Source organism: Brevibacterium sp. MGP-B1 (assembly GCF_057766545.1).
The window spans coordinates 3166170-3192456 of the sequence record NZ_CM173407.1 but is presented as its reverse complement, the minus strand read 5'-3'; the positions used below and the strand labels follow the sequence as shown (position 1 = coordinate 3192456).

Below are 26287 nucleotides of genomic sequence, written 5' to 3'. Positions count from 1 at the left end.
GCGGAGAGACGGCACAGTGTCAGGAGGCTCCCGCTGCTGACCTGCGTGGTCATCGGACTCGCGGCCCTCGCCCTGCTCATGGTCGTCTCGGCCTCGGTCGGGCCGCTGCGGATCCCGCTCGGCGAGGTCACCCGCATCGTCGGGGCACAGCTGGGAATGGGCGACGGAGCCGGGCTGAGCCAGCGCGACGTATCCGTCGTGTGGCAGCTGCGCATTCCCCGCGTCCTCATGGGCGTGCTCGTGGGAGCCGCGCTCGCGATCTCCGGAGCGGCGCTGCAGAGTCTGTTCAACAACCCCTTGGCCGATCCGGGCATCATCGGCGTCAGCGGCGGGGCCTCGGCCGGTGCTGTCGGCGTCATCGTGCTCGCCGGCGGCAGCGTCACCTGGCTTCTGCCGCTGGGTGCCTTCCTCGCGGGACTGGCGGTGACCGGCCTCATCTACGTCCTCGCCCGCCCTGGGCGGAACACCGGCACCTCGCGGATGCTGCTCGTCGGCATCGCGGTCGGGTCCGGGTGTCAGGCACTGACGGGATTCTTCACCTTCATCGCCGACGATCAGCAGCTCCAGACCCTGACGTTCTGGCAGATGGGGTCGCTGGCGAAGGTGATCTGGCCGCAGTTCTGGGCGACCCTGCCGGTCTTCGTCGCCGGTCTCGTCATCGTGCTGTGCAACGCGCGCACCCTCGATGTCCTCACCCTCGGTGAGCGCGAAGCTCAGCACCTCGGCCTCAACGTCAAGCGCAGCCGACTGACCATCATCATCGCCACCGCGCTGCTGACCGGTGCGGCCGTGGCCTTCGCCGGCGCCATCGGCTTCGTCGGACTCGTCGTCCCGCACATCGTGCGCATCGTCGTCGGCCCCGGTCATCGCGGTCTTCTGCCGATCTCGGCGATCGCCGGCGCGATCCTCATCGTCGCGGCCGACTGCGCCTCCCGAGTCGTGGCCCCGCCCTCCGAGGTTCCGATCGGGCTCTTCACGGCCGCCGTCGGGGCGCCCTTCTTCCTGTTCCTGGTCGTGCGGATGAGGAAGAGTTCATGGTGAGATTGATACCCGAGAGCACGGCTGAGACCGGACCGACTCCCGCCGAGGCGGTGGTCCGGGCCCGTGACGTCACCTTCGCCGTCGACGGCCGCGAGCTCGTCTCCGGGGTGTCCTTCGACCTGCACGGAGGTGAGGTCGTCGCCCTCGTCGGGCCCAACGGCGCCGGCAAATCGACGATGCTCTCGCTGTTGGCCGGGGACGTGACCCCGACACGAGGGTCGGTGGAGATCGCCGGCACCGAGGCGGGGGAGTGGAAATCCGGACCGCTGGCTCGCATCCGGTCGGTGATGCTCCAGCACAACAGCTCGAACTTCGCCTTCAGCGTCGACGAAGCCGTGCACATGGGGCGCCTGCCCTGGGACCTCGACACCGACCATGATGCCGAACTCGTCGCCGAGGCGATCGCCGACGCCGATCTGGGCGGCTTCGAGCGCCGTGACATCACGACGCTCTCCGGCGGCGAGGCCGCACGGGTGTCCTTTGCGCGGACGAAGGTGCAGACCACCCCGATCGTCTTCCTCGACGAACCCACAGCCGCCCTCGACCTCAGGCATCAGGAATCGCTCTTGAGAACGGTTCGCCGCGTGCGCGGTGACGGGGCAACCGTCGTCGTCGTCCTCCACGACCTCAACCTCGCCCTGCGGTACTCCGACCGCGTCCTCGTGTTCGGAGACGGGAGGGTCGTCGCCGACGACCGGCCGGGTGAGGCACTGACGGAATCACTCGTCGAGGAGGTCTACGGGCAGCCCGTGCACCGTGTGCAGCCCGACGGAATCGACCACCCGATCCTCATCCCCGTGTGACGGCATCTGCACGACCGCCCGCTCCCAGCGCCCGCTGGGCGCCACGTACAACGACAGTCCACCGGCGCCACGTACAACGGCCGCCCACCGGCTCCCGGTGTGACAGCCGGGGCGAGGTGCCGGTCACATCATGACACCGGCCCGGCCGCAAGGCTCCAGGATCTGCGATCATTGAGGCATGAACACCAGCCCGGAAGAATCCACCGTCCCCGCTCCCTCCGCTGCCTCGGCGGCCGCCTCGGCGACGGGCGCACTCTCAGGTTCGACACCCGGGACCTCGACGCGCACGGCTTCGACACGGGACGTCAAGGTCCGTGCGCCCGAACTCGTCGGCCGCCGATGGATGAACTCCGGCGGCAAGGATCTGACCCTGGCCGACCTGCGCGGAAAGGTCGTTCTCCTCGACTTCTGGACCTTCTGCTGCATCAACTGCCTCCACGTCCTCGACGAACTGCGCCCGTTGGAGGAGAAGTACGCACAAGAGCTCGTCATCATCGGCGTGCACTCGCCGAAATTCGAGTTCGAACGCACCGTCGAAGCCGTCGACCAGGCCGTGGAACGGTACCAGGTCGAGCACCTCGTCCTCGACGACCCCGACCTCGTCACCTGGCAGGCCTACACCGCCCGCGCCTGGCCGACGTTGGCCGTCATCGACCCCGAGGGCTACCTTGTATCGACCATGTCCGGTGAAGGCCACGCGGCCGGTCTCACCGAGATCATCGAGGGCCTCATCGAGGAGCACTCGGCCAAAGGCACCCTTCACTCCGGCGACGGGCCCTACGTTCCGCCGCCGGCCCCGGAGACAGACCTGTTCTACCCCGGAAAGGCCACCCGGCTGCCCTCGGGCCACCTCATCGTCGCCGATTCCGGACACCACAGCCTCGTCGAATACGACGACGATGCGGCCACGATCATCCGCCGTATCGGCACCGGTGAGCGCGGCGCGGACGACGGCGACTTCGCCTCGGCGAGCTTCAGCGAACCCGGCGGAATCACCGTGCTGCCCGCCGGTCTGGCGGCTGAAGTCGGCTACGACCTCGTCGTCGCCGACACCGTCAACCACACCCTGCGCGGGATCGACCTGACGAACGAGACGGTCACGACCATCGCCGGCACCGGTGAACAGCACATGGTCGGCGCCATCGACAACGTCCGCGGCAAGCGCGGTGAGCTGGGACGCTACGACGGACCCGCGGTAGACGTGAAGCTGTCGTCGCCGTGGGATGTCCTCTTCGTCCCCTCCACCGCCGAGGTGGTCGTGGCGATGGCAGGCAACCACACCATCTGGTCTTTCGACCCGAAGGACGGCACGATCCGCATCCTCTCGGGCACGATGAACGAGGGCCTGGTCGACGGGGACGGCGAGTCAGCTTGGTTCGCCCAATCCTCCGGTCTCGACCTCGGGTCAGCGGGCGAGGTGTTCGTCGCCGACTCCGAGACCTCGGCGATCCGCCGCCTCGACCCCGCCACCGGTGAGGTGTCCTCGCTGGTGGGCGTCGGACTCTTCGACTTCGGCTTCCGCGACGGACCGGCCGCCGAAGCCCGCCTGCAGCACCCGCTGGGAGTGCGCAGCCTGCCTGACGGGTCGGTCGCGATCGCCGACACCTACAACGGTGCGATCCGCCGCTTCGACCCGAGGACCGAGGAAGTCACGACCCTGGCGCGCGGCCTGCGCGAACCCTCGGACATCGTCCTCATCGACAACGAAGGCACCCCCGATGACGCCGAACTCATCGTCGTCGAGTCCGCCGCACACGCACTCACCCGGGTGAAGCTGCCCAAGGACGCCCAGAAGGTCGACGAAGGCGCATTGACGACGAAGCGCCCTTCGACGGAGATCGCCTCCGGTCCGGTGTCGCTGACCGTGAGTTTCACTGTCCCAGCTGGTCAGAAGCTCGACGACCGGTGGGGTGATCCAACGTTCCTGCAGGTGTCTGCGACGCCGCCGGAACTCATCTCCTCAGGAGAAGGCGGAGCCGAGGGGCTCAGCAGAGATATCGTCATCAATCCCGAGTTCACCGAGGGAGTGCTGCACGTGACAGCGCGTGCTGCTGCCTGCGACGGTGAGCCCGGGGGAGAGATCCCTCTGCACGCGGCCTGCCACCTCTACCAGCAGGACTGGGGCATCCCCGTCGAGCTCGTGGATTCGGCTCCGAACGCACTCACCCTCGACCTCCGCGGCGCCTGAGCGCTCGGCCACCGGAGCGAGGGCCGCTGTCGATCAGGCGGACGGTAGTCGCAGAATCGCCCATGCACGCAGCTTGTTGGGTCGATCCACGGTGGTTTCGTCGCCCTGAACGCCGTGGATCGACCCAACAATCACTGTGGCGGGGCAAATTGCTGGAGGAGAGCCCGCTCAGGCGATGGTGACGTCGCCGAGACGGCGCGGTTCGAAGCTCACTTGCGAGGACTTGACGACCACCGAGCCGCCGAGGACGAAGGAGAGCTTCTCGTCGAAGTCGTGTTCGGCGGCGGTGACGATGTCCCGGTAGCGTCCCTTGACCCGCACCTCGACCGTCGAGGGAGTGAGTTCGAGATCGCTGCCGGACGAGGTCAGCCCGATCTGCGGACTGCGCTCGAGCGACCAGGAGACATCGCCGATGATCTCGTTGTCCGTGTCGTAGCCGAAGACGCAGCCGGCCGGCATGAGCGTCTTCGACTTCATGCAGTCCTGCAGATGGTCGGTGACCTGCTCCTCCACGGTCTGCTCGAGCTTGGCCGTGGGCTCGGGCGAGAGCTTCACGGTGGGGGAGTCGCCGGGGGCGGTCACCTCGGTGCGTTGGGATCGCGACTTCAGATACGTCGCATCGAAACCGACGAGGTAGCTCGCCGGGAACAGCACGGGCACACTCCCCGTGCTGACCCCGTATCCGTTGACCGTCGCCGTCGACGAACCGGAGACGTCCAGGGTCAAGGTCGGCCATTCTTCCTGTTCGATGGCCCAGCGGTTGAAGAGTCCCGCGCTGGCAGGCAGGCGGACCATGTTGAGATCGACGGTCTGCTCCCGCGAGGACAGGTTGTAGCTGAGGCTGACCTTCGCGTGATCGCCGTCGACGGAAACGGTCTCGGCCTCGGGCTCGCGCGGCAGGTCGGGAGCCGCGGAGAGCACCTCGTCACTGAGCGCCAAGGTCGATGTCGGAGTCGGCGTGGACAGGTAGGAGAAGGCACTCTGCGCATCACCGCGTTCGATCGCCGAGATATAGGATTCGGCGGCTCGCGCGGGCGTGTAGACGGTGACGTTGAGGAGGGGGACCGCTGCCACTGTGAGGACGACGACCGTCAGCGCTGAGATCAGAAGTCTGCGCGACGTTCGCATGGCGCTCCTGATTCGGTTGGGTACTTGAGGGGACTGGGCAGGTCTCAGTCTATCTGCCGCGGTTCACTCGACCGGGTAGGCATGCAGGGCAGAGGTGTCGACCTCGACGAAGACATGAGTGCCGACCTTGACGTTGGTGCGCAGTTCGGAGATCGTCGCGCCGAGTCCCGGGTGCAGGACCCCGAATCCGATGCTCGGATCCGGCTGCGCTTTCGGCACTCCGGCGAGGTCGGCGAGGTCGACGTCGAGCGCGAGGCCCATCTCCGTGTCGACCGGTGAGAGCTTCGCCTGCAGACAGGAACCGCGATCGCGCAGTCCCGTGACGATGGCTTCGAACACCGTCGCCGAGGTGAACGCCGGGTCGTGTTCGTCCAGTGACAGGAGGGCGGCACGCCACCCGAGGGTGACGAACACCTTCCCGTCGAGTTCGGTGCGGGCGCGCACGGCAGAATGGCCGATGGACAGCCACCCCTTCCGGGCCAGCCCGGAATAGACATTGACGCCGCTGAGCTCGGCCGGCAGCGAACCGCGCGGTTCGGTGACGATCTGCTCCAAGGAGCCGAGCGCGACGAGTTGGTCCTTTTCGATATCGGCCACCCCCGCCTCGGCGATGGTGTGGTCGGTCAGCGAATTCGAGCTGAAGACGACACCGCGGCCCTCTTGGGCGACGAGTTCGGCGAAGCGACCCCGCAGCCCGGTGCGCAGGTGGCCGGGGACCGAACCGAACGGGTCGATGAGAGCTAGCCACTTCGCGCCGCTCGCCCAGGCCGCGGCCAGGGCGAGGCGGGCACGATCGGTCGTGTCGAGGTCGTCGAGACGACTGCGCAGAACATCGGGACGCAGTCCGAATGATGTCAATGCAGCCGATGGATCCGCTGCCGATGCCGCCTCCCCAGATCCGGCATCGGCTTCGCGAAGATAGCTCTTCATCCAGCTGCGCACACGCAAGCGACCCGACCGGCGACCGGTCGGGAAGCGTGGTGGTGGTGCGACGTGGGGCAGGGCCGCCGCGGACAGCACCACCGAGGTGGTGCTGTCCGGGCTGCCCATGAGTCCGAGCATTGTCCCTGCTCGCAGACGTCCGAGGTCGATCTCGCGTCCGTCGAGCTGCAGCCCCGCGAGGGACAATTCATCGTTCAACGCGGCTTAGAACTCCGCGGGATCGTCGGAGGCGTTCATCCGCCGACGGGTGATGATGACAGCTGCTGCGCCGACTGCGAGCAGACCGACACCGAGTGCCAGTCCGGTCATCTCGGCACCGGTGCGCGGCAGGTCGCTGCCCGAATCGTTCGAGCCGCTGCCGTTCCCAGCCCCGGCCCCGTTTCCGCCTTCGTCGACGGCGGTGCCGTTGGTGAGCACGGTGAAGCTTCCGCCCTGGGGCTCATCGAAGCTCTCGGCCTGGGCACGCACGTTGTAGGTGCCGAGCACGGCCTTGACCTTGGCCTGGACACCGAACGTGACCTTGCCGTCGGAATCGGCTTCCTTGGACATCGTGTAGCGGTCGACCTTGCCCTGGGCATGCTCGACCGTGATCGAGACCTTCTCGCCGGGCTGAGCCCCGCTGACGCCGATCTTGATGCCGTCGTTCAGGAAGTCCTCGGAGCTGACCTCGGTGGGGTTGATGAACATGGACGCCTGTGCGGCTGCGGCAGGCTTCTTGTCCTCGGTGCCGGGGCTGGCCGGACCGGTGGACTCGGGAGCCTCGTCCTCGGCCTTCTTGTCGTCTTCGGCACCGTCGGTCTCATCGACCTTGGGCTCGTCGGACTTCGGCGCTTCGTCCTTCGGACCCTCGGCGGGTCCCGGCTTCACACCGTCGGCAGGAGCCTTGTCGTCCTTGTCCTCGGCCTTGTCGGTCTCCGACGGGCTCGGCTTCGGTGCCTCGGTGGTGGGCTCTTCGGTCTTCGTCTCCGACGGGCTCGGCTTCGGCGCCTCGGTAGTGGGCTCCTCGGTCTTGGTCTCCGTCGGCTCGGGAGCCTTCGTGGTCGGATCCTCGGTCTTCGTCTCCGAAGGCTTGGGCGCCTCGGTGGTGGGTTCCTCGGTCTTCGTCTCGGAGGGCTCCGGGGACTTCGTTTCGCTGGGAGTCTCGTCCGGAGTCTTGATGGGACCGGTGGCCGAGTCGCACTTATCGTCGTCGCCCTTGCCCGGTTCGTCGACCTCGGAGGCCTTGGAGACGACCTCGAAGGTCACCTTCGAGGACTTCTTCTCGGACTTGAGATCGGTGAGGTAGAGCGAGTACTCGCCGACGGGCACCTTGGCACCATCGGTGACGGTGAAGAAGTAGGTGCCGGAGACCTTTCCGTCTTCGTCGACCGTGAGCTTCTTGTCCGGCGAGTATTCGGTGCCATCGGTGCCGACGACGGTCACCGTGGCCTTCTGGTCCGGGCTGAATCCGGTGCCGGAGAAGCCGATTCCCTTTTTGTCGTCAGCGATGTCGGCGCGGGTCACCTGCGCCTGCGCAAGGGTCGCCTGCGGATCCGACTCGTCGGGAACCGAGGAATCCGATTCGGAGCTGCTCGATGACTGCTGATCACCCTGGGCGCACAGCGGTTGCTGAGGGACCGAAGCGGTGGACTCTGTCGCTGCGAACGCCGGGGCGCCAGCAAGACCTGTCAATGCAACGGCTACTGCGGGGGCAAGCACAAGACGCGAGGTCTTCACAGTAATGCCTTTCGATTGTTGTCTACCCACGAAAGACGATGGACTCCCGGCATTCCTTGGCTTAAGAAGGGGAAGGCACCATCGTGCGCGGGTCCGTACAGCTCATTACCCTAAAGCATTCATCCGCCGCTATGGGGAGACACACGGGTAAAAATCAGGAGAATTCCCGAAAATCGTTACCGTTTTGTGACATAGTTTCGGCGTGTCGGTGGACTTTGCCGACCGATTCTGCGTGCTCGACCCCATGGTTCGGTGGAGGGAGGAGAAGAGAACGCTCGAGCGTACGGGGCTCGCAACGACTACCATCGGAAGCGTGACTCTCCTTTCCGACCGCGACATCCGCGCCGAGCTCGACTCCGGACGCATCGCCCTCGACCCCTACGACCCGTCGCTGATCCAGCCGGCCAGCGTCGACGTGTGTCTCGACCGCTGCTTCCGGCTCTTCGACAACCACAAGTACGCGGTCATCGACCCGAGCCTCGAGCAGCCCGAGCTCACCCGTTTCGTCGAAGCCGCTCCGGGGGAGCCCTTCGTCCTCCACCCGGGGGAGTTCGTCCTCGCATCCACTCATGAGCTCGTGACTCTGCCCGTCGATGTCGCGGCCCGGCTCGAGGGCAAGTCCTCCCTCGGGCGTCTCGGTCTCCTGACCCACTCGACCGCCGGATTCATCGACCCCGGCTTCAGTGGCCACGTCACCCTGGAGCTGTCGAACGTCGCGACGCTGCCGATCACGCTGTGGCCGGGGATGAAGATCGGCCAGCTCTGCTTCTTCCGACTCAGCTCGGCGGCGGAGAACCCCTACGGTTCCCAAGCCACGGGCAACCGCTACCAGGGCCAGCGCGGCCCGACCGCTTCCCGTTCGCACCTCAATTTCTATCGGAGGGACATGTGATCACCCGCCGCGAACTGCGGCTGCAACGCGAAGCCGCTGAACTCGCCGCCCGGGAACAGGCCGACGCCGCGCGCTACCAGGTCCCCGACGCCGAAGCGACGGATGCCTCTGCCCCGACAGACGCCTCCGCCCCCGTGCCCCCTGCCTCCGACGCTCAGGCCGCGAGCCGGCGGCGGACCGGGATGCCGTCGACGGGACGGCCCGGATACGGCGGTGACACGTCCGCGCCCGAGGACACGGCCACCTCGGCGGATCTGCGCGGTTTCCACCTCATCCTCCTCGACGATGCGGTCGAGGTCTCCGACGTGCTCGCGCTCATCCACAACAAGCTGCCCGATCTGCGCCCCGTGCTCGACGAGCACGGGCAGCTGCGCCTGAGTCGGCACTCCCGACTGAGCTCCGGGGCTGCCCTCGACCCGGCCGATGCCGCCGCGCTCGAAGTCCCCGACTGGGCTCGTCATGCCATCGTCATCGACTGCCCCCGGGATCGGCAGCCGAGCCCGCCGCCGGACTGGTTCGCCGATGCCGACGGACTCCACGAGGCCTTTCCCAGCGGAATGCCGGACCGGGAGGAGGAGCGGATGCTCAGCCTCATTCTCTCCGTCGCCTCCCGCCTCCACACGGGCGTGCGTCTGGCCGACGAACCCGGACTGCCGACGCGGGTGATCATCCCCGACCCGGAGGCGAAGGTCGACCTCTACATCTACTCCTCGTACTGGATGGAGCCGTCGGTCGCGCTCGACTTCGTCCGCCGCCATGCCCCGCACGCCTTCCAGCAGGCCCTGCCCACCCCCGACGAGGATGTGCTGGCCCAAGCGAGCATCGACGATCCGCTCTTCGACCCTTCCGCCCCGGTCATCCTCGACGGCTATGCCCTGCTCGTCCCGCTCGGCGAGATCGATGAATCCGCCGGCAGCCTCGAGATCCGCGTGATGGAAGCCGAGTGGGTTCCGCCGATCGTCGCCGCCCACACCGACGCCCCGCAGATCGAATACCACGTGCACTGGATGGACGCCGAGTCGAAGCGCTATCAGCCGAACCAGGGGCGCCGCTTCCGACGGATGCGCGGTCGGGTGGCCGAACTGACCGACGCCATCGGAGCCGAGCTCCTCGTCGGCTCGGACGGCATCGGACTCGACGAGAACGGCTTCCTCGTGACCAGCAGACAGCTGCGTGCGTGACGAGCCGTCGGATACACGCGTGATCGGTGTCGTGCCGGGGCAGAGCCTGTCTCAGCTCACACCCAGCAATTGGGGAAACGACACCTGTTCGTGCGAAAATGACATGACGAACCTTTCTCACAAACAGGCATATGACGGAGGTGGCCGCCGGTGATAGTCATGACAGGGGCCTTCTTCGGGGCATCTGTCATCGCCTACCCTCTGGTTCGTCTGCTCGGCCGCAACGCCTTCTTCTTCCTCGCTCTCGTCCCCTTCGCGGGACTTCTGTGGAGCCTGTCGACGATTCCCGATATCTTCGGCCCCGCCGCCCAGCCGGTCGTGGAGAATCTCGACTGGCTGCCCGAGCTCGGCCTCGCCGGGGTCTTCCGCCTCGATGTGCTCTCCTGGATCATGACGCTGCTGGTCACCGGGGTCGGTGCCCTCGTCTTCGTCTACTGCGCACGTTACTTCCCGCCCGACGAGCCGGGACTGGCCCGATTCGCGGGAATCTTCATGGCCTTCGCCGGAATGATGTACGGGCTCGTCATCGCCGACGAACTGCTCATGCTCTACCTGTTCTGGGAAGGCACCACCGTCTTCTCCTACCTGCTCATCGGGCACAGCCAGTCCCGCCGTCGCTCCAGGCAGGCGGCACTGCAGGCCCTCATCGTCACCACTGCCGGCGGGCTGGCCATGCTCGTGGGCATGATCCTGCTCATCACCGCCACCGGCACCGGGCAGATCTCGACCCTGGTCGACCGAGCCCAGTCGGGCATGGACACCGGCGGCATCATCATCTCCGCCGTCATCCTCATCCTCGTCGGCGCGATCTCGAAGTCCGCGCTCATGCCGTTCCACTTCTGGCTGCCCGGCGCCATGGCCGCACCCACTCCGGTGAGCGCCTATCTGCACGCCGCGGCCATGGTCAAGGCGGGAATCTACCTCGTCCTGCGCCTGGCGCCGGGCTACAACAACATTCCCGGCTGGTCCGAGGTGCTGCTCACCCTGGGACTGCTGACGATGTTCATCGGCGGTTGGCAGGCGCTGAAGCAGACCGACCTCAAACTGCTGCTGGCCTTCGGTACGGTCTCGCAGCTCGGATTCCTCACCACCATGGCCTCGTTCGGCACCCCGGACATCACGAAGGCGGCCCTGGGTCTGCTCATCGCCCACGCCCTGTTCAAGTCGTGCCTGTTCCTGTGCGTCGGAATCATCGACCACCGTGCCGGCACCCGTGACCTGACGAAGCTCTCCGGCGGTTGGAAGGCCTTCCCCGTCGTCGCCGTGTGCGCGACGATCGCCGCCGCCTCGATGGCCGGACTGCCCCCGCTGCTCGGCTTCGCCGCGAAGGAAGCCGCGTACTCGACCCTGCTGTCCTCGCCGGACAAGGCCTCGGTTATCGCCTTCATCGGCATCATGATCGGCTCGATCCTCACCGTCGCCTACTCGGCCCGTTTCGTCTGGGGCGCGTTCTCCTCGAAGCCCGGAGTCGACGACATCGCCCGCCGCGACGAGAAGCTCACCCTCGTCGTCTCCCCGCTCATCCTCACCGCTCTGACTCTGGCGCTCGGCCCGGGAGTCGGACTGCTCGACGGCTACTTCTCAGCGTGGACCTCTGGGCTGCCGGCTGTGGCCGAAGGCGATGGGCACTACCACCTCGCGCTGTGGCACGGGTTCGAACCGGCGCTCGCCTTCACCGCCGTCACCGTCGCCGCAGGCCTCGCTCTGTTCATCTACCGCCGACCCTTCGCGAAGGTCCAGGCGACGTTGCCGTCGGGACTGGACTTCCACGAGCTCTACCGGATGCTCATCGGCTGGATGGAGGCCCTGGCGCTGTGGGTCACCGCCCGCACCCAGCGCGGTTCGCTGCCGTTCTACCAGGGCGTGGTCTACCTCGTCCTCGTCGCCGGGCTGGGGCTGGCGATCATCTCCAACGACACGTGGAACATCACGTTCCGGCTCTGGGACACCCCGCTGGATCTCATCGTCGCGGCCGTGCTCGTCATCGTCGCGATCGGTGCCACCCGAGCCAAGAAGCGTTTCACCGCCGTCGTCGTCACCGGCATCTCCGGCTACGCGATGGTCGCCTACTTCGCCTTCGTCGGCGCTCCCGACCTGGCCCTGACCCAGGTGCTCGTCGAGACCATCACGATCGTCGTCTTCGTCCTCGTCCTCCGCCGACTGCCGGCACGCATCGGCGAGTCGACCGGTCGACTCACCCCTGCCTGGCGGGCGATCATCGGAGGTGCCGTGGGCATCACCATGATGCTCGTGGTCCTCATCGCCTCCGGTGTGCGCATGGCCGATCCGATCTCCGTCGACTTCGGTCAGCTCGCCTACGAACTCGGTCACGGCAAGAACATCGTCAACGTCACCCTCGTCGATATCCGAGCGTGGGACACGATGGGCGAGATCTCGGTGCTCGTAGCCGCCGGAACCGGTATCGCAGGCCTCATCTTCGTCCGCGGTCGCGAAGGCCACCTGCACCGGTTCGAACGGAAGAAGGACGGCACCGAGGCGGCCGGTCGCATCCGCTTCCAACCCGTGGCCGAGGACGTCGTCGACCTCCACCACGCCGGCCGCGGGGAAGGGCTGTCGCAGAAGCGTGCGTCCTGGCTCATCGCCGGACGGACCCTGGCTCCGCGCAATCGGTCGATCATCCTCGAGGTCACTGCCCGCCTGATCTTCCACGCCGTCATCGTCTTCTCCGTCTACCTGCTCTTCGCCGGCCACAACGATCCGGGCGGCGGATTCGCCGGCGGCCTCGTCGCCGGGCTCGCGCTCGTCGTGCGCTACCTTGCCGGAGGCAAGTACGAACTCGCCGAAGCGGCCCCCTTCACCCCCTCGGGAATGCTGGGCACCGGTCTGGTCACCGCGATCCTCACCGTCATCGGCGGGTGGATCTGGGGTGGGACGGTCTTCGAGTCCGTCTACATCGAGGGTGATCTGCCGGTGCTGGGCCACCTGTCCTTCGGTACGTCGACGTTCTTCGACATCGGCGTCTACCTCATCGTCGTCGGCCTCATGCTCGACATCCTCCGCTCGCTGGGAGCCGAGGTCGATCTGCACCAGGAGCGCGACGAGGCGATGCTGACCAACCGCATCCACGACAATGTGAACTTCTCCGAGGACATGGGCGCCACAGCCGAACACCGGGCCGTGTCCGAGATCATCGACCGCGTCAACGAACTCGACGTCGACAACGGTGCGGAAGGTGGCCGCCTATGAGCGTCCCCTTCATCATGGTCCTGGCCATGGGCGTCCTCTTCGCCGCCGGCATCTACCTCATGCTCGAACGCTCCCTGACCCGCGTTCTGCTCGGCTTCATCCTGCTCGGCAACGGAGCGAACCTGCTCATCATCCTCACCGCCGGCCGCGGTTCCCCACCCCTGACCGACGGAGAGAACCTGTCGACCGAAGGCATGTCCGATCCGCTGCCGCATGCCCTCGTCCTCACAGCCATCGTCATCACCTTCTCCGTGACGGCGTTCCTGCTGGCGATGATCTACCGCTCTTGGAGGCTCATGCGCGCCGATTCGCTGCAGGACGACGACACCGACCTCCAGGTGGCGATCACGAAGCTCATCGACTCCGAGGCGGAGGCGAGCACCGACTACGACGACACCGAGTTCGGTGACGAAGCGGAGTCCCCGATCACCGGTGCCATCGACCTCGACGACGACGGCACGCCCGCAGAGCGAGAGGACCTCGCCGACGACATCGAGGACGCGTCGACACCGGCCGAGGCCGATGCCATCGCCGAGGAGGCCGCGGACTCGCAGACGGAAGCGCACAGCGCCGAGGAGGCCGAGGTCACCGAAGAGGCCAAAGATGCGAAACAGCAGGGAGACGACGCATGATCGATCTTCTGCCCGTGCTCGTTCCCCTGCCGGTTCTGCTGCCGCTCATCGGCGCCGGAATCGCGCTCATCCTGTCGAAGCACACGCGGGCGCAGAACATCGTGTCGATCGCGATCCTGGTCGCGGTCATGGTCATAGCCACGATGATCCTCTTCGGAGTCGATGCGCATGGGCCGCAGGTCGTGGCGATCGGCGGGTGGCAGCCTCCTGCGGGCATCGTGCTCGTCGCCGACCGGCTGTCGGCTCTCATGCTCATCGTGTCTGCACTGGTCACACTGTGCGTGCTCGTCTACGCCCTGAGTCAGGACGCCAACGACGATTCGAACGAGACTCCGATCTCCGTGTTCAACCCCAGCTATCTGGTGCTGTGCGGGGGCATTGCGAACTCGTTCCTCGCCGGAGACCTGTTCAATCTCTACGTCGGCTTCGAGATGTTCCTCGTCGCTTCCTATGTGCTGCTCACCCTCGGTGCCACGGCGGAGCGGATCCGGGCGGGAGTCACCTATGTGATCATCTCGCTTGTGTCCTCGGTGATCTTCCTCGCCGCCATCGGTGTCATCTACGCCGCATGCGGCACCGTGAACATGGCGCAGCTGTCCGAGAGGATCTCGGACCTGCCGGCCGATGTGCAGATGATCCTCCACGTCCTCCTGCTGCTGGGCTTCGGCATCAAGGCTGCGATCTTCCCGCTGTCGTTCTGGCTGCCCGACTCCTATCCGACGGCACCGGCCCCGGTGACAGCGGTCTTCGCGGGACTGCTGACCAAGGTCGGCATCTATGCGATCATCCGCACGGAGACCCTGCTGTTCGCCGAATCCTCCCTGCGGGTGCCGCTGCTCATCGCGGCCGGGCTGACGATGCTCGTGGGCATCTTCGGCGCCATCGCACAGTCGGAGATCAAGAGGATCGTGTCCTTCACCCTGGTCTCCCATATCGGCTATATGCTCTTCGGCGTGGCGCTGGGCACGAGTTTCGGGCTGTCTGCGGCGATCTACTACACGGTTCACCACATCATCGTCCAGACTGCGCTGTTCCTGGCCATCGGCCTCGTCGAAATGCGCGGCGGGTCCACCTCCACGAGGTCGCTCGGCGGTCTCATGGTGCTCTCGCCGGTGATCACGATCATCTTCTTCATCCCGGCTCTCAACCTCTCCGGCATTCCGCCGTTCTCCGGGTTCATCGGCAAGGTCGCACTCTTCCTTGCGGGCTTCGACGACCACGCGTGGCTGCCGACTGTTCTCATCGTCGCCGGCACCGTGACGAGTCTGCTCACTCTCTACGTCATCGGACGTACCTTCAACCTCGCATTCTGGCGTGATCCGGCCGATGCGGAGGAGCCGAACGAGGACCTCGTCGAGGAGTTCACGGAGCGGAAGAAGACGCTGCTGGCGGGGAAGAAGTGGAAATCTCAGATCGGCGTTCCCCCTGCCATGGTGGCGGCCACCTCGGTGGTGGTGATCGCCTCCATCGTGCTCACCGTCGCCGCCGAACCTCTGTGGGACATGTCGAACCGGGCGGCCGAGAACCTCTCGACACCGATCGACTACGTCACGAACGTGCTCGGAGGTGATGAGTGATGAGCCCTGACCGAGACCAGGGACAGACCCGAGCTGACGGCCAGGACCGAGTCCACGGCCAGGACCGGGTGCCGGCGAACCGGGCGCGGATGAGCCGGGGCCGCGGATTCATCCAGCAGCTCGTGCTGCTGGTCTCGCTGGTTCTGCTGTGGCTGATGCTGTGGGATTCGATCACGGTGGTCACCGTGGTCACCGGAATCGTGCTGGCCTTCGTCATCACGCGCGTTTTCTACCTCCCGCCCGTTGTGCTCTCCGGACGATTCAACGTCTGGCATGCGTTGGTGTTCGGTCTGTGGTTCCTCTATTCGGTCCTCCACGCCTCCATCGAAGTCGCCTGGTATGCGTTCCGTCGCAAAGCGGTCGGTGCCGGGTCCGTCGTCGCCTGCGATCTGCGCACGAGCTCGGACCTCGTGCTCACCCTCATCGCCGATACCGCCAGTCTCATCCCCGGGTCGATCATCATCGACAGCGATCGCGCCATGGGCATGCTCTACCTGCACTTCCTCGACTGCGATTCCGAGGAGAAGGTGCGCAAGGCGAAAGCGCAGGTCTACTACATCGAAGAGCTGCTCATTCGCACTCTCGGTTCGCACCGTGACCTCGCCGCCCTGCGGGCCAGACCGGATCCGCTGGCCGAGACCGAAGGAGGGCGCTCATGAGTGAGATCGTCCTTCACTCCCTCGTCGTCGCCGGTTCGGTGCTGTTGGCCGCCTCGGTGGTCATTGCGCTCTTCCGGATCGTCCGCGGTCCGTCGATCCTCGACCGCATGATCGGCACCGACGTCGTGCTGGCGGCGATCATGTGCGGCCTCGGCGGGTATATGGCTCTGTCCGACCGGACGGATCTGCTGCCCGTGCTCATCGTGCTCGCGATGCTCGGCTTCGTCGGTTCGGTGAGCGTGTCGCGGTATGTGTCGAAGTCCGATTCGATGACCCCCGGCGCCGAGGCTGGGGCCCTGTCCGAATTCAGCGCCTCTGACTGGCACATGCCCCGCGATGCGGACGAGCCGAGTCCCGGATCGACTTCTGTGCCCCAGTCTCGACCCAGCGACGACGTCACCGAGATCGCGGATCCCACCTACGATGCCCACGCCGACAGCGGCGGAGAGGGCGAGGGCACCGGTCCCGACCCGGGGCCCGATGACGCCGAGTACGTGTCGGATGGCGACGGGGAGGAGAGCAATCGTGGTTCTTGACATCATCTCGGCCGTGCTCATCTTCCTCGGCGCGGTCCTGTCCCTGGCCGCCGCGGTCGGTCTCGTCCGCTTCGGCGACCTTCTCTCGCGCATGCACGCGAGTGCGAAACCCCAGGTGCTGGGCCTGGTGCTCGTCGCCGTGGCGATCGCGATCCAGTTCCCGACGTGGGCGACGGTGACGACTCTGGCGATCATCATCTCCTTCCAGCTCGTGACGATTCCCGTCGCCACCCATATGGTCGGCCGCGCTGGATATCGCACCAAGCACCTGCGTCGATCTATGCTGTACCGAGATGAACTCGCCGAGGCGGTCGACCGTGCCGAGGCCCGAGAGATCGCCTGGGAACGCCAGAGAGGAACCGGAACAGACCACCATGACGGCTGACAATCACACCGAGCCCCAACCACTCGTCTTAGTCGCCGATGATGAGCCCGACGTCCTCGGCGCGGTCGTACCGTTCCTCGAGCGCTCCGGTTTCCGGGTGCTGCCTGCCAGCGACGGGCTGCTCGCTCTCGACGAGATCCATCGTCACAAACCCGATGTGTGCGTCCTCGACGTGCTCATGCCCGGAGCCGACGGTCGGCAGGTGCTGCGCCGCCTGCGCCAAGAGGAGAACTGGGTTCCGGTGCTGCTGCTGACCCAGGTCGGCGAGGGCGTCGAGCGGGCGATGGCGCTCGAAGAGGGCGCCGACGACTACCTCAACAAACCCTTCGATCCGCACGAACTCGTCGCGCGCATCCGTGCCGTGCTGCGCAGGACCCGCAATGACGGTCCGCCCTTGGCCACGGCACCGGTGCTCGTGTCCAGCTTCGGCCTGCGCGTCGACCGTGTCGGACGCCGGGCGTGGTTGGGGCAGCGTGAACTCGTCATCACCCCGAAGGGCTTCACCCTGCTCGAGTACCTCATGGTGCACAAGGACGAGCTCATCGAACGCTCCCGCCTGCTCGAAGTGCTGTGGGGATTCGAAGAGGCCGTGGGCACCCGTGCCGTGGACTCCCGGGTCGCCGAGCTGCGTCGTGTGCTCGGCGAGGACGCCGCAGAACCGCGGTGGATCGCCACTGTGCAGGGGCGAGGCTATCGTTTCGTCGGTGAGGTCCGCGGCGAGGACGGACAGAGCCGTCTATGACGAACTTCCTTGTCTTCGAGATCCAGGTCTGGCTGTTCCTGTTGCTGCTCGTCATCGTGCTCGGCGGTCTCGCCGTCGGTGCCTGGTTCGGCTGGCGGTATCTGCAGAGGCGTGAGGCCGCGCTGCGTGAATCCATCGAGACGGCCGCGGCCGAGGACTCGATGACGAAGCGCAATCGGATGCTCATCCGACTCGACCATGAGCTGAAGAATCCGCTGACGGCGCTGCGCACCTCGGCGGCGAGCATCCGGGAGGTCGTCCGTGACGGCGGCACGCTGAGCGAGGTCGAGCCGGCCGCCAAGCAGGTCGACGTGTCCTCGCGCCGGGTCGCCCGACTGCTGGCCGATCTGCGCAAGCTCGCCGACGTCGAGACCCGCATCATCGAATACGCCCGCGTCGATCTCGATGCGCTCATCCATCAGGCCGTCGAAGATGCATCGACGGCGCCGGGAGCCGAGGACCGGATGATCGTGGCGACTGTCGCCCGTGCTCCGTGGCGGCTGCCCGATGTCGCCGGTGAAGAGGATCTGCTGCTCACCGCGATCCTCAACCTGCTGGGCAATGCACTCAAATACTCGTCGCAGGCCGAAGTCGTCGAGCTGCGTGCCAATGAGCAGATCATCGACGGGCACCGCTGGGTCGTCGTCGAGGTCGCGGATACGGGCAGCGGCATCCCGCTGGCCGAACAGGAGAACGTCTGGGACGAGCTCTCTCGCGGTTCACGTGTGCGCGCGGTCGCCGGTTCGGGCATGGGCCTCTCGCTCGTGCGCGCCATCGTCACTCGGCACGGCGGATCCGTGCAGCTCTTCAGTCAGGAGGGTGTCGGCACCTCGGTGCGCATGGTTCTCCCCGTCCTCGCCGATGCCGCGCCCGTGACCGTTCCGCAGATGTCGGATCATATGGATCGGGTCGCTGCCGGTTCGCATGCGGTGCAGCCGGTGCAGCAGGCGGATTCGCGGCAGGCGCCCGGATTCCTGCCTCCGCGTCAGCCCAATGAGGCCGAACTGCAGGGACGGATCCTCGGCACTCCGCGGCGGACGTCGAAGCGTCGTCTCGAGAGGGTCGACGGGAACCTGGTCAATCGACGGACGGGAGAATCCGTCTCCGGTGGGCTCCCGCCGGACTCCGGTCAGCATTCGCAGTTCAAACCGCCGCGGCAGGCCCCGAACGCCGGCGGACAGAACTCGGGCTATGGGCGGCCGCCTGCTGGCAGCCAGCCGCACTCGGGTCCTCAGAGTTCCGGCCCGCAACAGCCCGGACAGCCTCCGGTCGGAAGTCAGCCGCACTCGGGTCAGCAGAGTTCCGGCCTGCAACAGACCGGGCAGCCTTCGGTCGGAAGTCAGCCGCACTCGGGTCAGCAGAACTTCGGGCAGACACCTGTGGGCAGTCAGCCCAATTCCGGTCCGCAGAACTTCGGCCAGCCCTACGCGGGCGGTCAGCCCAATTCGGGACCCCAGAACTTCGGCCAGCAGCCCGTCGGCAGCCAGCCCGGTGCTCCGTACAACGGTCAGCCGCCTGCGGGCAGTCAGCCCGCCAGCGGCCACCAGTCCACCGGTCAGCCACCTGTCGGAAGCCAGCCCGGATCCGGTCCGCAGATGCCTCAGCACGGGTACGGGCCGGCTCAGCCGAATCAGAACGGCCCGGAAGCGGGGTACCCAGACCGTCGCCGCCGAGGTGACCAGCAGTGAGACCAGTGACTGGGCGCACGGCATCGGATACCTCATCCGTGGGGATCTTCGCAGCGAAGAGACCCGTTTCGGGGAGTCGTGCCGCGGGGAGTCCCGACGCGGGCAGACCCGCCTCGGCGCGACGAGCCGCGGCCGCCGGCACACTCGCACTGACCGTCCTCCTCAGCGGATGCTCGGTCCTCCAGATCCGCACGGAAGACAAGTCCGCAAAGCCGGTGCGGATCGGCGTGGAGGAGACCGCCGGTCCCGAGCCTACGGGCAAGCCCACCGAAGCCGGCATCCCCGAGGGGATGACGAAGACTTCAGTGACGTTCGGCAGCAGCTGCCCGGTCGAACTCACCTTCGCAATCGGTGATGACTGGAGAGACAGCACCGGGAGCACCGAGCAGTTCCATGTCTTCAACCACGGCGAAGACACCACTCGCGGCGATACCATCCTCGTCAACTGCACCGACGAATACGGTGACAGTGCTCAGGAAGTCGTTGATCAGAAGAGGCGGTACAACTTCTCCGAACAGGACTCACAGGTGTTGGCCGAGCAGACAGGGTCTCTGGCCGCGGGCGAGTTCTGGAGCTATCAGGGTGAACTCGGTCCGACCGAGATCCTCGCTATCAACAACGAACCGACTTATGCCTTCGGGGTGCAGACGGGGTACAAGATCAACGGGCGCCTGGTGAATCTGTCCATCGAGATGCGCACACCGAAGACGAACACCGAAGTGGCGGAGGACTTCAAGAAGATGCTGCCGACGGTGACGATCGATGGTGAGAAAGTCCCGTCACCGAGCTTCCACTGACGTGCCAGTGAGCACCGAACGATGTCGCGGTCGGGCACCCGTGATGCGAAGGTCATGCGCCCGCGGTCCCGGTCGGCAGCTTCGGCGATCACGCCCCTGGGATCCGTCCGGCCGCCTCGGGGATCACGCCCTTGGGATCCGTCCAGCCACCTCGGCGATCAGGGGTTTCTCTGGATTTCACCCCGGAATCTGCGCGGGGATCTAGGATGGGAAGATGACGACCCACGACGCAGTGACCCGACTCCTCGACGCCCGCCGCCTGCAAGGCCTCTTGACGAATCAGAGCGGCCGCGTCATCGCCCAGTACTCGTTCCTCAATTCCGAGGGGAATTCCTCCCTCAGCCACCTCGCCGATATCAGCGGGGAGACGCCCCGACGCATCACTCGCGGCGATCAGTCCGTGGGACCGGCCGCACTGAGCGAGAACGGCACGATCGTCTTCGCCTCCAAACGCAAGGGCGAGGACGGCAAGGATGCCGAGTCCCCGAGCCTGTGGGCCCTGCCGGACAACGGTGAGGCCCGCAAGCTTGCCGATCATGAGGGCGGTTTCTCCCGAATCGAGGTCAAGGGCGAGACCATCATCGTCGAGTTTCCCGTCCATACATGGGCCGCCGACGAGAACGACCATCAGGAATTCACCTCCGAACGCAGCGACGCGAAGGTCAGCGGAATCCTCCACACCGGTTTCCCCGTCCGTCGCTGGGATCATGATCTGGGGCCGGGTCGGCAGACCCTGGCTGTGGCCACCCTCGATGAGGCGGCCGCCGACTTCCCCGAAGTCAGTGACGAGCTGAGCGCCCCGGCGGGCTTGGACTTCCAGTACCTGTCCCTGCCGTCTGGCCGACTTGTCGATTGGGCCGTCGACGATGGGGCCCGCTTCGCCCTCGTCCAGCTCGAGAAGCCGATCCCCGGACAGCTCGAGGCCAGTGAGATCTGGCGCGTGGACCTTGACGGGGAACCCGAACTGCACCGTCTGACGAAACCGGCTGCCGATCACAGCTTCGACATCGAGGCGATCAGCCCAGACGGGACGAAAGCACTGGTCACTCGCGTACAGAACTGGACTCCGCAGACAAACCTCGCGGCCGAACTCATGGTCCTCGATCTCGAGACCGCGGAACTGAATCCTGTGTGGCCGGATGCTGATTTCTGGTTCTCCCCGATCTGGGCGGACGATTCGACCATCGTGGCCACCTCGGATGATCACGGTCGCGGCAGCATCTTCATCGGTGACATCAATGATGCGCAGCCGCGGCGGCTCGTCGGGGGAACCGATCAGAAGTATTCGTTCTCGGGGCTGGCTCTGCGCGAGGACACGGTCGTGGCGACCGCCTCGGCGATCGATGTCGCACCGCTGCCGATCTCCGTCGACCTCGGAACCGGGGTCATCAGCGAGCTTGCCAACCCGGCGACGGTGCTCGAGGAAGAAGGCACCCTCACCGAGGTGGAGGTCCGTGCCGAGGACGGCACACAGATCCGCGCGTGGCTGGTGCTCCCGGAGGGGGAGGGGCCGCATCCGCTCGTCGTCTTCGCCCATGGCGGACCGTGGGGGTCGTGGAACGCGTGGACCTACCGGTGGAATCCGGGTCCCTTCGCGGCTGCCGGCTATGCGGTGCTGCTGCCGGACCCGGCGATCTCCACCGGCTACGGGCAGGCGATGATCGACCGCGGTCAGCAGCAGCTCGGCGGCACTCCCTTCACCGACATCATGGCGCTGACCGAGGCCGCAGGGGAGAGGGAGGACATCGATTCCGAACGCGTCGCCCTGGCCGGCGGGTCCTACGGCGGATACATGGCCAACTGGGTGGCCGGGCACACGGGCAGCGCGTTCAAGTGCATCGTCACCCATGCCTCTCTGTGGAACACCACGTCGATGGGGCGGACGACGGACAATTCGTCGTGGGATCAGGCGATGCGGGAGCAGTCGGCGCAGTATTCGCCGCACCTGTTCGCCGATGAGATCGAAGTCCCGATGCTCGTCATCCATGGCGACAAGGACTACCGGGTGCCGATCGGTCAGGGTCAAGAGCTGTGGCTGGACCTGCTCACTCGGGCGAAGACTCCGCTCGATGCCGATGGCGACACTCAGCATCGGTTCCTCTACTTCCCCGACGAGGGGCATTGGATCCTCGGCCGCGGGAACGCCGAGGTCTGGTACCGCACCGTCCTCGCGTTCCTCGACACGCATGTGCTCGACATCGACGCGAATCGAGTCCGCACCCTGGGGTGAGGGTTGCTCAGAGCGATGGAAGGACCCTGATGACACAGACCGAACAGATCCCCGCCGAGGCGGTCATCCACAATGCGTGCATCCTCGACGGCGATCGGGCCACGTTCACCGAGGAGGGCGCGGACACCTGGATCGCGGTCGCCGAGGGAACGGTCACTGCCCGGGGCCGCGGGGACGGCTGGAAGGACGGGGCCGCCTCGGCGAGAGGCGAGATCATCGACGCGGCAGGCGGATACGTGGCTCCCGCGTTCGTCGATATCCACTGTCATGGTGCGGGCGGTGCGAGCGCCGAGGACGGGGTCGAGGCGATCGATGCGATCCTTGACGTGCATCGAGCCCACGGCACCGGCAGGCTCGCGCTGTCCTACGTCTCGGACACGATCGAGGGGCTGTGTGAGTCCTTGCGCGCGGGGGCCGGGATCGTCCGTGACCGGGCCATGGTCATGGGCCTGCACGCCGAAGGCCCGTTCCTGTCCCCAGACTTCAAAGGTGCGCATGCGCCCGAAGTGCTCACATCGCCGACTCCGGAGGCAGTCGAAGCGATCCTCGAAGCGGCCGATGGAACTCTTGTGCAGATCACCATCGCGCCCGAAGTGCCCGGAGCTCTCGAGGCGATCGGCCGGTTCTCTGCGGCAGGGGTGCGTGTGGCTATCGGTCACACGGCTGCCGATTATGCGCTGACCGCGCAGGCCTTCGAAGCGGGCGCGAGCATCCTCACCCACGCGTTCAATGCGATGCCCGGAATCCATCACCGAGCTCCGGGGCCGGTCCTCGCCGCGGCCGAGGCCGAGCATGTCACCGTCGAACTCATCAATGACGGCGTCCACGTCGTCGCCCCGGTGGCGCGCATGCTCCACGAACTCGTGCCCGGGCGCATCGCTCTCATCACTGACGCCATGGCGGCGACCGGGCTGCACGATGGGAGTTATCACCTTGGTTCGCTCCCGGTCGTGGTCAAGGATTCGGTGGCGCGCCTGGTCACCGCGGATGGCACTCAGGGCGCCATCGCGGGGTCCACGCTGACGATGGACGAGGCTGTGAAGCGGGCAGTCGCCGAGGTGGGACTCAGCCCGTTCGATGCTGTGCAGTCCGCAGGATTCGTTCCATTGCGTGCAGTGGGCGGAGTGCCGGAGCCGGGTGATTCTCTGCAGGCGGCGGGCGGTGCCGCTGGTGCCGGCAGCCTGTTGGCTCCCGGAATGCCGGCTGACCTCCTGCTCCTCGATGAGGACATGAGCATCCGGGCTCGCGGTTCGGCGGCTTAACCCGCCTGAACCGGGCTGAATCGGGCCGAACCGGACTGCACCGAGTTGAATCGAGTTGAACCGGGCTGAACCCGGCTGAACCTGGAAAGTGGGCTGAACCCGGCCGAACCTGGAAAGTGGGCACAGCTGTCCCCTGAAAGGAGGGGCGGCTATTTGTCGAACAGAGAGTCGACGATATCGTCCGCGATGAAGCGGGCGTGGAGGATCGGCTTACGAGCCGGGTCCTTTGCGGCGGGCGGAATGTAGGCGGGTCGCCCGTCGAAGAGCATCACCGTGTCCCAGGCGGTGCGGTCGAGCAGGTGGTGATGATAGCTGCACAGCAGCGCGAGATTGTTGATCTCCGTCTTGCCGCCGAGCGACCATGGAAACACATGGTTGGCATCGCACCAACCGGGAGGGGCGTCACAGCCGGGGAAGGTGCAACCTCGGTCACGGGCGGTGATCACTGCCAGCTGTTTGCGATTGGCGAAGCGCTGTTCTGTGGCCACCTGCATCGTCTTGGCCCTGTCGCTCATGAGGTGGAAGAACAGCGAGCCGTTGAGGCCGTTTCTCATCAGTTCCTTGATGGGAATGGGATTGTCGGCGCCCGTGGTGCCGTGTCCTGTGCCTTTGGCCAGATCTTCGGCGGTGGCGTTGATGACGAGAGCATAAGGCGCTCCTGCTGCCGTCCGCTGCTTGTCGATCGTCGTAACGAGGCCGGCGAATCGTTCGTAGATCCATTCGCGTGCCGAGGGCTGTTCGGCGCTGACGTCGACGAAACCGCCGTCCTCACGAATGCCGACGCCGGGGACGGCAGCCGGATTCCCGCTCGTGCGGGCTGCATTGAGATCGGGTTCTGGAACTCGCTTCGCGTCATATCGGTCACCGGAGAGCACCGCATCGACGATCTCAAGCAGCTCTTTGTCAGGAAGCGGCGAGTTCGTTCCATCGGAAGCAGCGGTTACGGTGGCGGGATTGCCCGCGGCCGCGATCCCAGAGGCGCCGGTCGCCGAGTCGGCACCGGCCTTGTCGGCACCGGCCTTGTCGTCTTCTCCCGCAGACTGGATCCGCGAGGTCAGCAGTCCGTTGAGAGTGCCGCCGGTGACGGGGTCGAGCAGTCCACGCAGCTCCCAGTCGCCGTTGGTCTTGGCACGCATGGACATGTTGTACGCAGAGCGGTCGGCCGAGTCATTCGGCTCTGCGCCGTCCGGGTCGATATAGCCCATGAGCTTGCCGAAGATCTCGCGCAGATCCTTGAGACGGACCTTGGGTGCGTTGTCGACCAAGCGCGTCTCGACGTCGGTGCGGACCGTCTGACTGACCCACGTGGGCAGTTTGCGCATGCAGTCTTCGATGACAGACGCCTGGGCGGCGGAGATCGTGCCGGCATGGAGCGCATCTGCGACGACAGGGTAGAGAGGCGGCAGAGCCTGTCCGGCCATGTCGACGCGTCCGCCGAGGTTCTTGGCCATATCGGTGCGGCGATTCGCCTCCGCGCCGGTGAGGTTGAACCGGTTCTCGATGAGCGACTTCGTCGACTTGGCGCCGAAATCGCTGGGTGTTCCGACGCGTTCGCAGACGGAGAGCGCGAGCGTCGACAATGCATCGTTGATGCGTGTGATCGCCTCGACCCCATCGGCGAGCATGATGGCCTGATCCGGCCCCATGGGGCGATCGAACGAGCGCAGCTCATCTTTGAGGCCCATCAGCTGAGTGATCGAAGAGGTGACCTCGGGCGCAAAGCGGCTGAGATCTGCCCACTCCTCGTCGGCCAGCAGCGGGTGACCGCTGGTCTGCGGGGAGTTGTCGGAGTTCCGATCGGAATGATCGGAGCTGCGTTCGGGAGTGAGGGTCATGGGGATGAATTCCGTTCACCAACATCGTTGTTGTTGGAATCTAGTGTACGCTCATATTATGCGGAAAGCCATAGGTGATCGAAAAAAGTTTCGAACACAACTCCAGTGTTCGTCACAGTTCGAGAATAATGACGAAACTCTTTGAGTCCGTGCAGGTCAGGGTTGGTGTCGGTTGCGGCCGAGGTGAACCGGCTTCGAATGTGTCAGCCGGTCGTGGCACGATTGGAGTATGGATGCCCTGCTCCTCATTGACACCGACGACGCCAGCTACCCCAGCGATGACGCCATGGAGACCCTCGGCGATATCGTCACCCGCACCCGCGCTGTGGGCGGTGTGCTCATCTTCGCGTCGACGAAGGCCGACCTCGTCGACACTCCCGATGAGGAGCTGAGCATCTTCGTCCCGGATGAAGAGGATCTTGTGCTCCGGTCCGAGAGTCCGGATGTGTTCGAAGGCGTCGACGATCTGGCCGCAGGTCTGCATGACCTCTCCGTCGACCGGATCATCATCGCCGGCGCCGACGCCACCACAGGCGTGCCCCGCGCTGGAGCTGGCCAAGTCGCCACTGACCCTGCAGCCCGGGCGGGAGGCGATGCCGGCGCCGACGCGTCCTCGGCGGACACCCCCGGAGCCGTCTACGCCTCGGCGATGGCGGGTCTTGTGTGCAACTTCGACGTCGTCGTCCTCTCCGACTCCACCACTGACCCCGATGGCAACCTCGTCGCCTGGGGCGATGCTGCCGTTGATGCCGGTGCCATGGTCAAGAAGACCGCCGATACCTGGCTGCGGATGTAGGCTCAGCCGCCTTCCCGAAATAGTTCTACATTGAGTAGAATGTGGGAGCG

General features: G+C 66.1%; 21 protein-coding genes. 17 read left to right on the top strand and 4 right to left on the bottom strand.

The window, feature by feature from the left end:
- Positions 1-45: 45 nt before the first annotated feature.
- The 3 genes from AC3CD9_RS14535 to AC3CD9_RS14525 all read left to right on the top strand — a co-directional run bounded on the left by AC3CD9_RS14535 (position 46) and on the right by AC3CD9_RS14525 (position 4032).
- Complete coding sequence (locus AC3CD9_RS14535; RefSeq protein ID WP_488364623.1) at positions 46-1041, top strand: FecCD family ABC transporter permease; 996 nt, start codon at positions 46-48, stop codon at positions 1039-1041.
- Positions 1035-1844 (top strand): heme ABC transporter ATP-binding protein, encoded by an 810-nt coding sequence (locus tag AC3CD9_RS14530; protein ID WP_488364621.1) that lies wholly within the window; start codon positions 1035-1037, stop codon positions 1842-1844. The genes AC3CD9_RS14535 and AC3CD9_RS14530 overlap by 7 nt, the downstream gene beginning before the upstream one ends.
- Before the next feature lie 178 nt (positions 1845-2022).
- Positions 2023-4032 (top strand): NHL domain-containing thioredoxin family protein, encoded by a 2010-nt coding sequence (locus AC3CD9_RS14525; protein ID WP_488364619.1) that lies wholly within the window; start codon positions 2023-2025, stop codon positions 4030-4032.
- 168 nt (positions 4033-4200) lie between these two features.
- Here the strand turns inward: AC3CD9_RS14525 and AC3CD9_RS14520 are convergent, their stop codons facing one another.
- From AC3CD9_RS14520 to AC3CD9_RS14510, 3 genes are all read right to left on the bottom strand, one after another.
- Complete coding sequence (locus AC3CD9_RS14520) at positions 4201-5160, bottom strand: hypothetical protein (RefSeq protein ID WP_488364618.1); 960 nt, start codon at positions 5158-5160, stop codon at positions 4201-4203.
- Positions 5161-5223: 63 nt separating this feature from the next.
- Positions 5224-6300 carry an ABC transporter gene (locus AC3CD9_RS14515; protein WP_488364617.1) on the bottom strand — a complete coding sequence of 359 codons (1077 nt, stop codon included), beginning with the start codon at positions 6298-6300 and terminating at the stop codon, positions 5224-5226.
- Between the two features lie 6 nt (positions 6301-6306).
- Complete coding sequence (locus AC3CD9_RS14510) at positions 6307-7818, bottom strand: LPXTG cell wall anchor domain-containing protein (protein ID WP_488364616.1); 1512 nt, start codon at positions 7816-7818, stop codon at positions 6307-6309.
- 313 nt (positions 7819-8131) lie between these two features.
- On the opposite strand from AC3CD9_RS14510, the gene dcd reads away from it, so the two are divergent.
- From dcd to AC3CD9_RS14445, 13 genes are all read left to right on the top strand, one after another.
- A complete protein-coding gene (gene dcd / locus AC3CD9_RS14505) occupies positions 8132-8710 on the top strand; it encodes a dCTP deaminase (RefSeq protein ID WP_488364615.1) in 579 nt (192 codons plus the stop codon).
- The gene (locus tag AC3CD9_RS14500; protein ID WP_488364614.1) at positions 8707-9891 is read left to right on the top strand and encodes a hypothetical protein; all 1185 of its coding nucleotides are present in this window, start codon (positions 8707-8709) and stop codon (positions 9889-9891) included. The genes dcd and AC3CD9_RS14500 overlap by 4 nt, the downstream gene beginning before the upstream one ends.
- Positions 9892-10050: 159 nt before the next feature.
- Positions 10051-13098 (top strand): Na+/H+ antiporter subunit A, encoded by a 3048-nt coding sequence (locus AC3CD9_RS14495; protein ID WP_488367560.1) that lies wholly within the window; start codon positions 10051-10053, stop codon positions 13096-13098.
- Positions 13095-13730 (top strand): Na(+)/H(+) antiporter subunit C, encoded by a 636-nt coding sequence (locus AC3CD9_RS14490; protein ID WP_139909328.1) that lies wholly within the window; start codon positions 13095-13097, stop codon positions 13728-13730. Before AC3CD9_RS14495 ends, AC3CD9_RS14490 begins: the two co-directional genes overlap by 4 nt.
- A complete protein-coding gene (locus tag AC3CD9_RS14485) occupies positions 13727-15307 on the top strand; it encodes a Na+/H+ antiporter subunit D (protein WP_488364613.1) in 1581 nt (526 codons plus the stop codon). Before AC3CD9_RS14490 ends, AC3CD9_RS14485 begins: the two co-directional genes overlap by 4 nt.
- Entirely contained in the window at positions 15307-15966 is a 660-nt protein-coding gene (locus AC3CD9_RS14480) for a Na+/H+ antiporter subunit E (protein WP_488364611.1), read from the top strand. Before AC3CD9_RS14485 ends, AC3CD9_RS14480 begins: the two co-directional genes overlap by 1 nt.
- Entirely contained in the window at positions 15963-16502 is a 540-nt protein-coding gene (locus AC3CD9_RS14475) for an MrpF/PhaF family protein (RefSeq protein WP_488364610.1), read from the top strand. Before AC3CD9_RS14480 ends, AC3CD9_RS14475 begins: the two co-directional genes overlap by 4 nt.
- Positions 16492-16887, top strand: coding sequence for a monovalent cation/H(+) antiporter subunit G (gene mnhG / locus AC3CD9_RS14470; protein WP_101546653.1), 396 nt, complete (start codon positions 16492-16494; stop codon positions 16885-16887). The genes AC3CD9_RS14475 and mnhG overlap by 11 nt, the downstream gene beginning before the upstream one ends.
- A complete protein-coding gene (locus AC3CD9_RS14465; protein WP_139468984.1) occupies positions 16877-17629 on the top strand; it encodes a response regulator transcription factor in 753 nt (250 codons plus the stop codon). Before mnhG ends, AC3CD9_RS14465 begins: the two co-directional genes overlap by 11 nt.
- Positions 17626-19317: a sensor histidine kinase gene (locus AC3CD9_RS14460; protein WP_488364607.1), complete on the top strand. Its 1692-nt coding sequence runs from the start codon at positions 17626-17628 to the stop codon at positions 19315-19317. Before AC3CD9_RS14465 ends, AC3CD9_RS14460 begins: the two co-directional genes overlap by 4 nt.
- On the top strand, positions 19314-20114 hold the full coding sequence (locus AC3CD9_RS14455) for a hypothetical protein (RefSeq protein ID WP_488364606.1): 801 nt from the start codon (positions 19314-19316) through the stop codon (positions 20112-20114). The genes AC3CD9_RS14460 and AC3CD9_RS14455 overlap by 4 nt, the downstream gene beginning before the upstream one ends.
- A gap of 214 nt (positions 20115-20328) precedes the next feature.
- On the top strand, positions 20329-22344 hold the full coding sequence (locus tag AC3CD9_RS14450) for a S9 family peptidase (protein ID WP_488364604.1): 2016 nt from the start codon (positions 20329-20331) through the stop codon (positions 22342-22344).
- 29 nt (positions 22345-22373) lie between these two features.
- A complete protein-coding gene (locus tag AC3CD9_RS14445; RefSeq protein WP_488364603.1) occupies positions 22374-23606 on the top strand; it encodes an N-acetylglucosamine-6-phosphate deacetylase in 1233 nt (410 codons plus the stop codon).
- 149 nt (positions 23607-23755) lie between these two features.
- Here AC3CD9_RS14445 and AC3CD9_RS14440 read toward each other — a convergent pair whose 3' ends face one another.
- Positions 23756-25441 carry an HNH endonuclease signature motif containing protein gene (locus tag AC3CD9_RS14440; RefSeq protein WP_488364601.1) on the bottom strand — a complete coding sequence of 562 codons (1686 nt, stop codon included), beginning with the start codon at positions 25439-25441 and terminating at the stop codon, positions 23756-23758.
- Positions 25442-25670: 229 nt separating this feature from the next.
- On the opposite strand from AC3CD9_RS14440, the gene AC3CD9_RS14435 reads away from it, so the two are divergent.
- Positions 25671-26237 carry a hypothetical protein gene (locus AC3CD9_RS14435; RefSeq protein WP_488364600.1) on the top strand — a complete coding sequence of 189 codons (567 nt, stop codon included), beginning with the start codon at positions 25671-25673 and terminating at the stop codon, positions 26235-26237.
- Positions 26238-26287: the final 50 nt, after the last annotated feature.

What these genes read in the sequence shown, in the direction of transcription:
- AC3CD9_RS14530 (WP_488364621.1), top strand. Translation starts at nt 1,035, where the DNA reads ATGGTGAGATTGATACCCGAGAGCACGGCTGAGACCGGACCGACTCCC.
- AC3CD9_RS14525 (WP_488364619.1), top strand. Translation starts at nt 2,023, where the DNA reads ATGAACACCAGCCCGGAAGAATCCACCGTCCCCGCTCCCTCCGCTGCC.
- AC3CD9_RS14520 (WP_488364618.1), bottom strand. Translation starts at nt 5,160, where the DNA reads ATGCGAACGTCGCGCAGACTTCTGATCTCAGCGCTGACGGTCGTCGTC.
- AC3CD9_RS14495 (WP_488367560.1), top strand. Translation starts at nt 10,051, where the DNA reads ATGACAGGGGCCTTCTTCGGGGCATCTGTCATCGCCTACCCTCTGGTT.
- AC3CD9_RS14490 (WP_139909328.1), top strand. Translation starts at nt 13,095, where the DNA reads ATGAGCGTCCCCTTCATCATGGTCCTGGCCATGGGCGTCCTCTTCGCC.
- AC3CD9_RS14485 (WP_488364613.1), top strand. Translation starts at nt 13,727, where the DNA reads ATGATCGATCTTCTGCCCGTGCTCGTTCCCCTGCCGGTTCTGCTGCCG.
- AC3CD9_RS14480 (WP_488364611.1), top strand. Translation starts at nt 15,307, where the DNA reads ATGAGCCCTGACCGAGACCAGGGACAGACCCGAGCTGACGGCCAGGAC.
- AC3CD9_RS14475 (WP_488364610.1), top strand. Translation starts at nt 15,963, where the DNA reads ATGAGTGAGATCGTCCTTCACTCCCTCGTCGTCGCCGGTTCGGTGCTG.
- AC3CD9_RS14465 (WP_139468984.1), top strand. Translation starts at nt 16,877, where the DNA reads ATGACGGCTGACAATCACACCGAGCCCCAACCACTCGTCTTAGTCGCC.
- AC3CD9_RS14460 (WP_488364607.1), top strand. Translation starts at nt 17,626, where the DNA reads ATGACGAACTTCCTTGTCTTCGAGATCCAGGTCTGGCTGTTCCTGTTG.
- AC3CD9_RS14450 (WP_488364604.1), top strand. Translation starts at nt 20,329, where the DNA reads ATGACGACCCACGACGCAGTGACCCGACTCCTCGACGCCCGCCGCCTG.
- AC3CD9_RS14445 (WP_488364603.1), top strand. Translation starts at nt 22,374, where the DNA reads ATGACACAGACCGAACAGATCCCCGCCGAGGCGGTCATCCACAATGCG.
- AC3CD9_RS14440 (WP_488364601.1), bottom strand. Translation starts at nt 25,441, where the DNA reads ATGACCCTCACTCCCGAACGCAGCTCCGATCATTCCGATCGGAACTCC.
- AC3CD9_RS14435 (WP_488364600.1), top strand. Translation starts at nt 25,671, where the DNA reads ATGGATGCCCTGCTCCTCATTGACACCGACGACGCCAGCTACCCCAGC.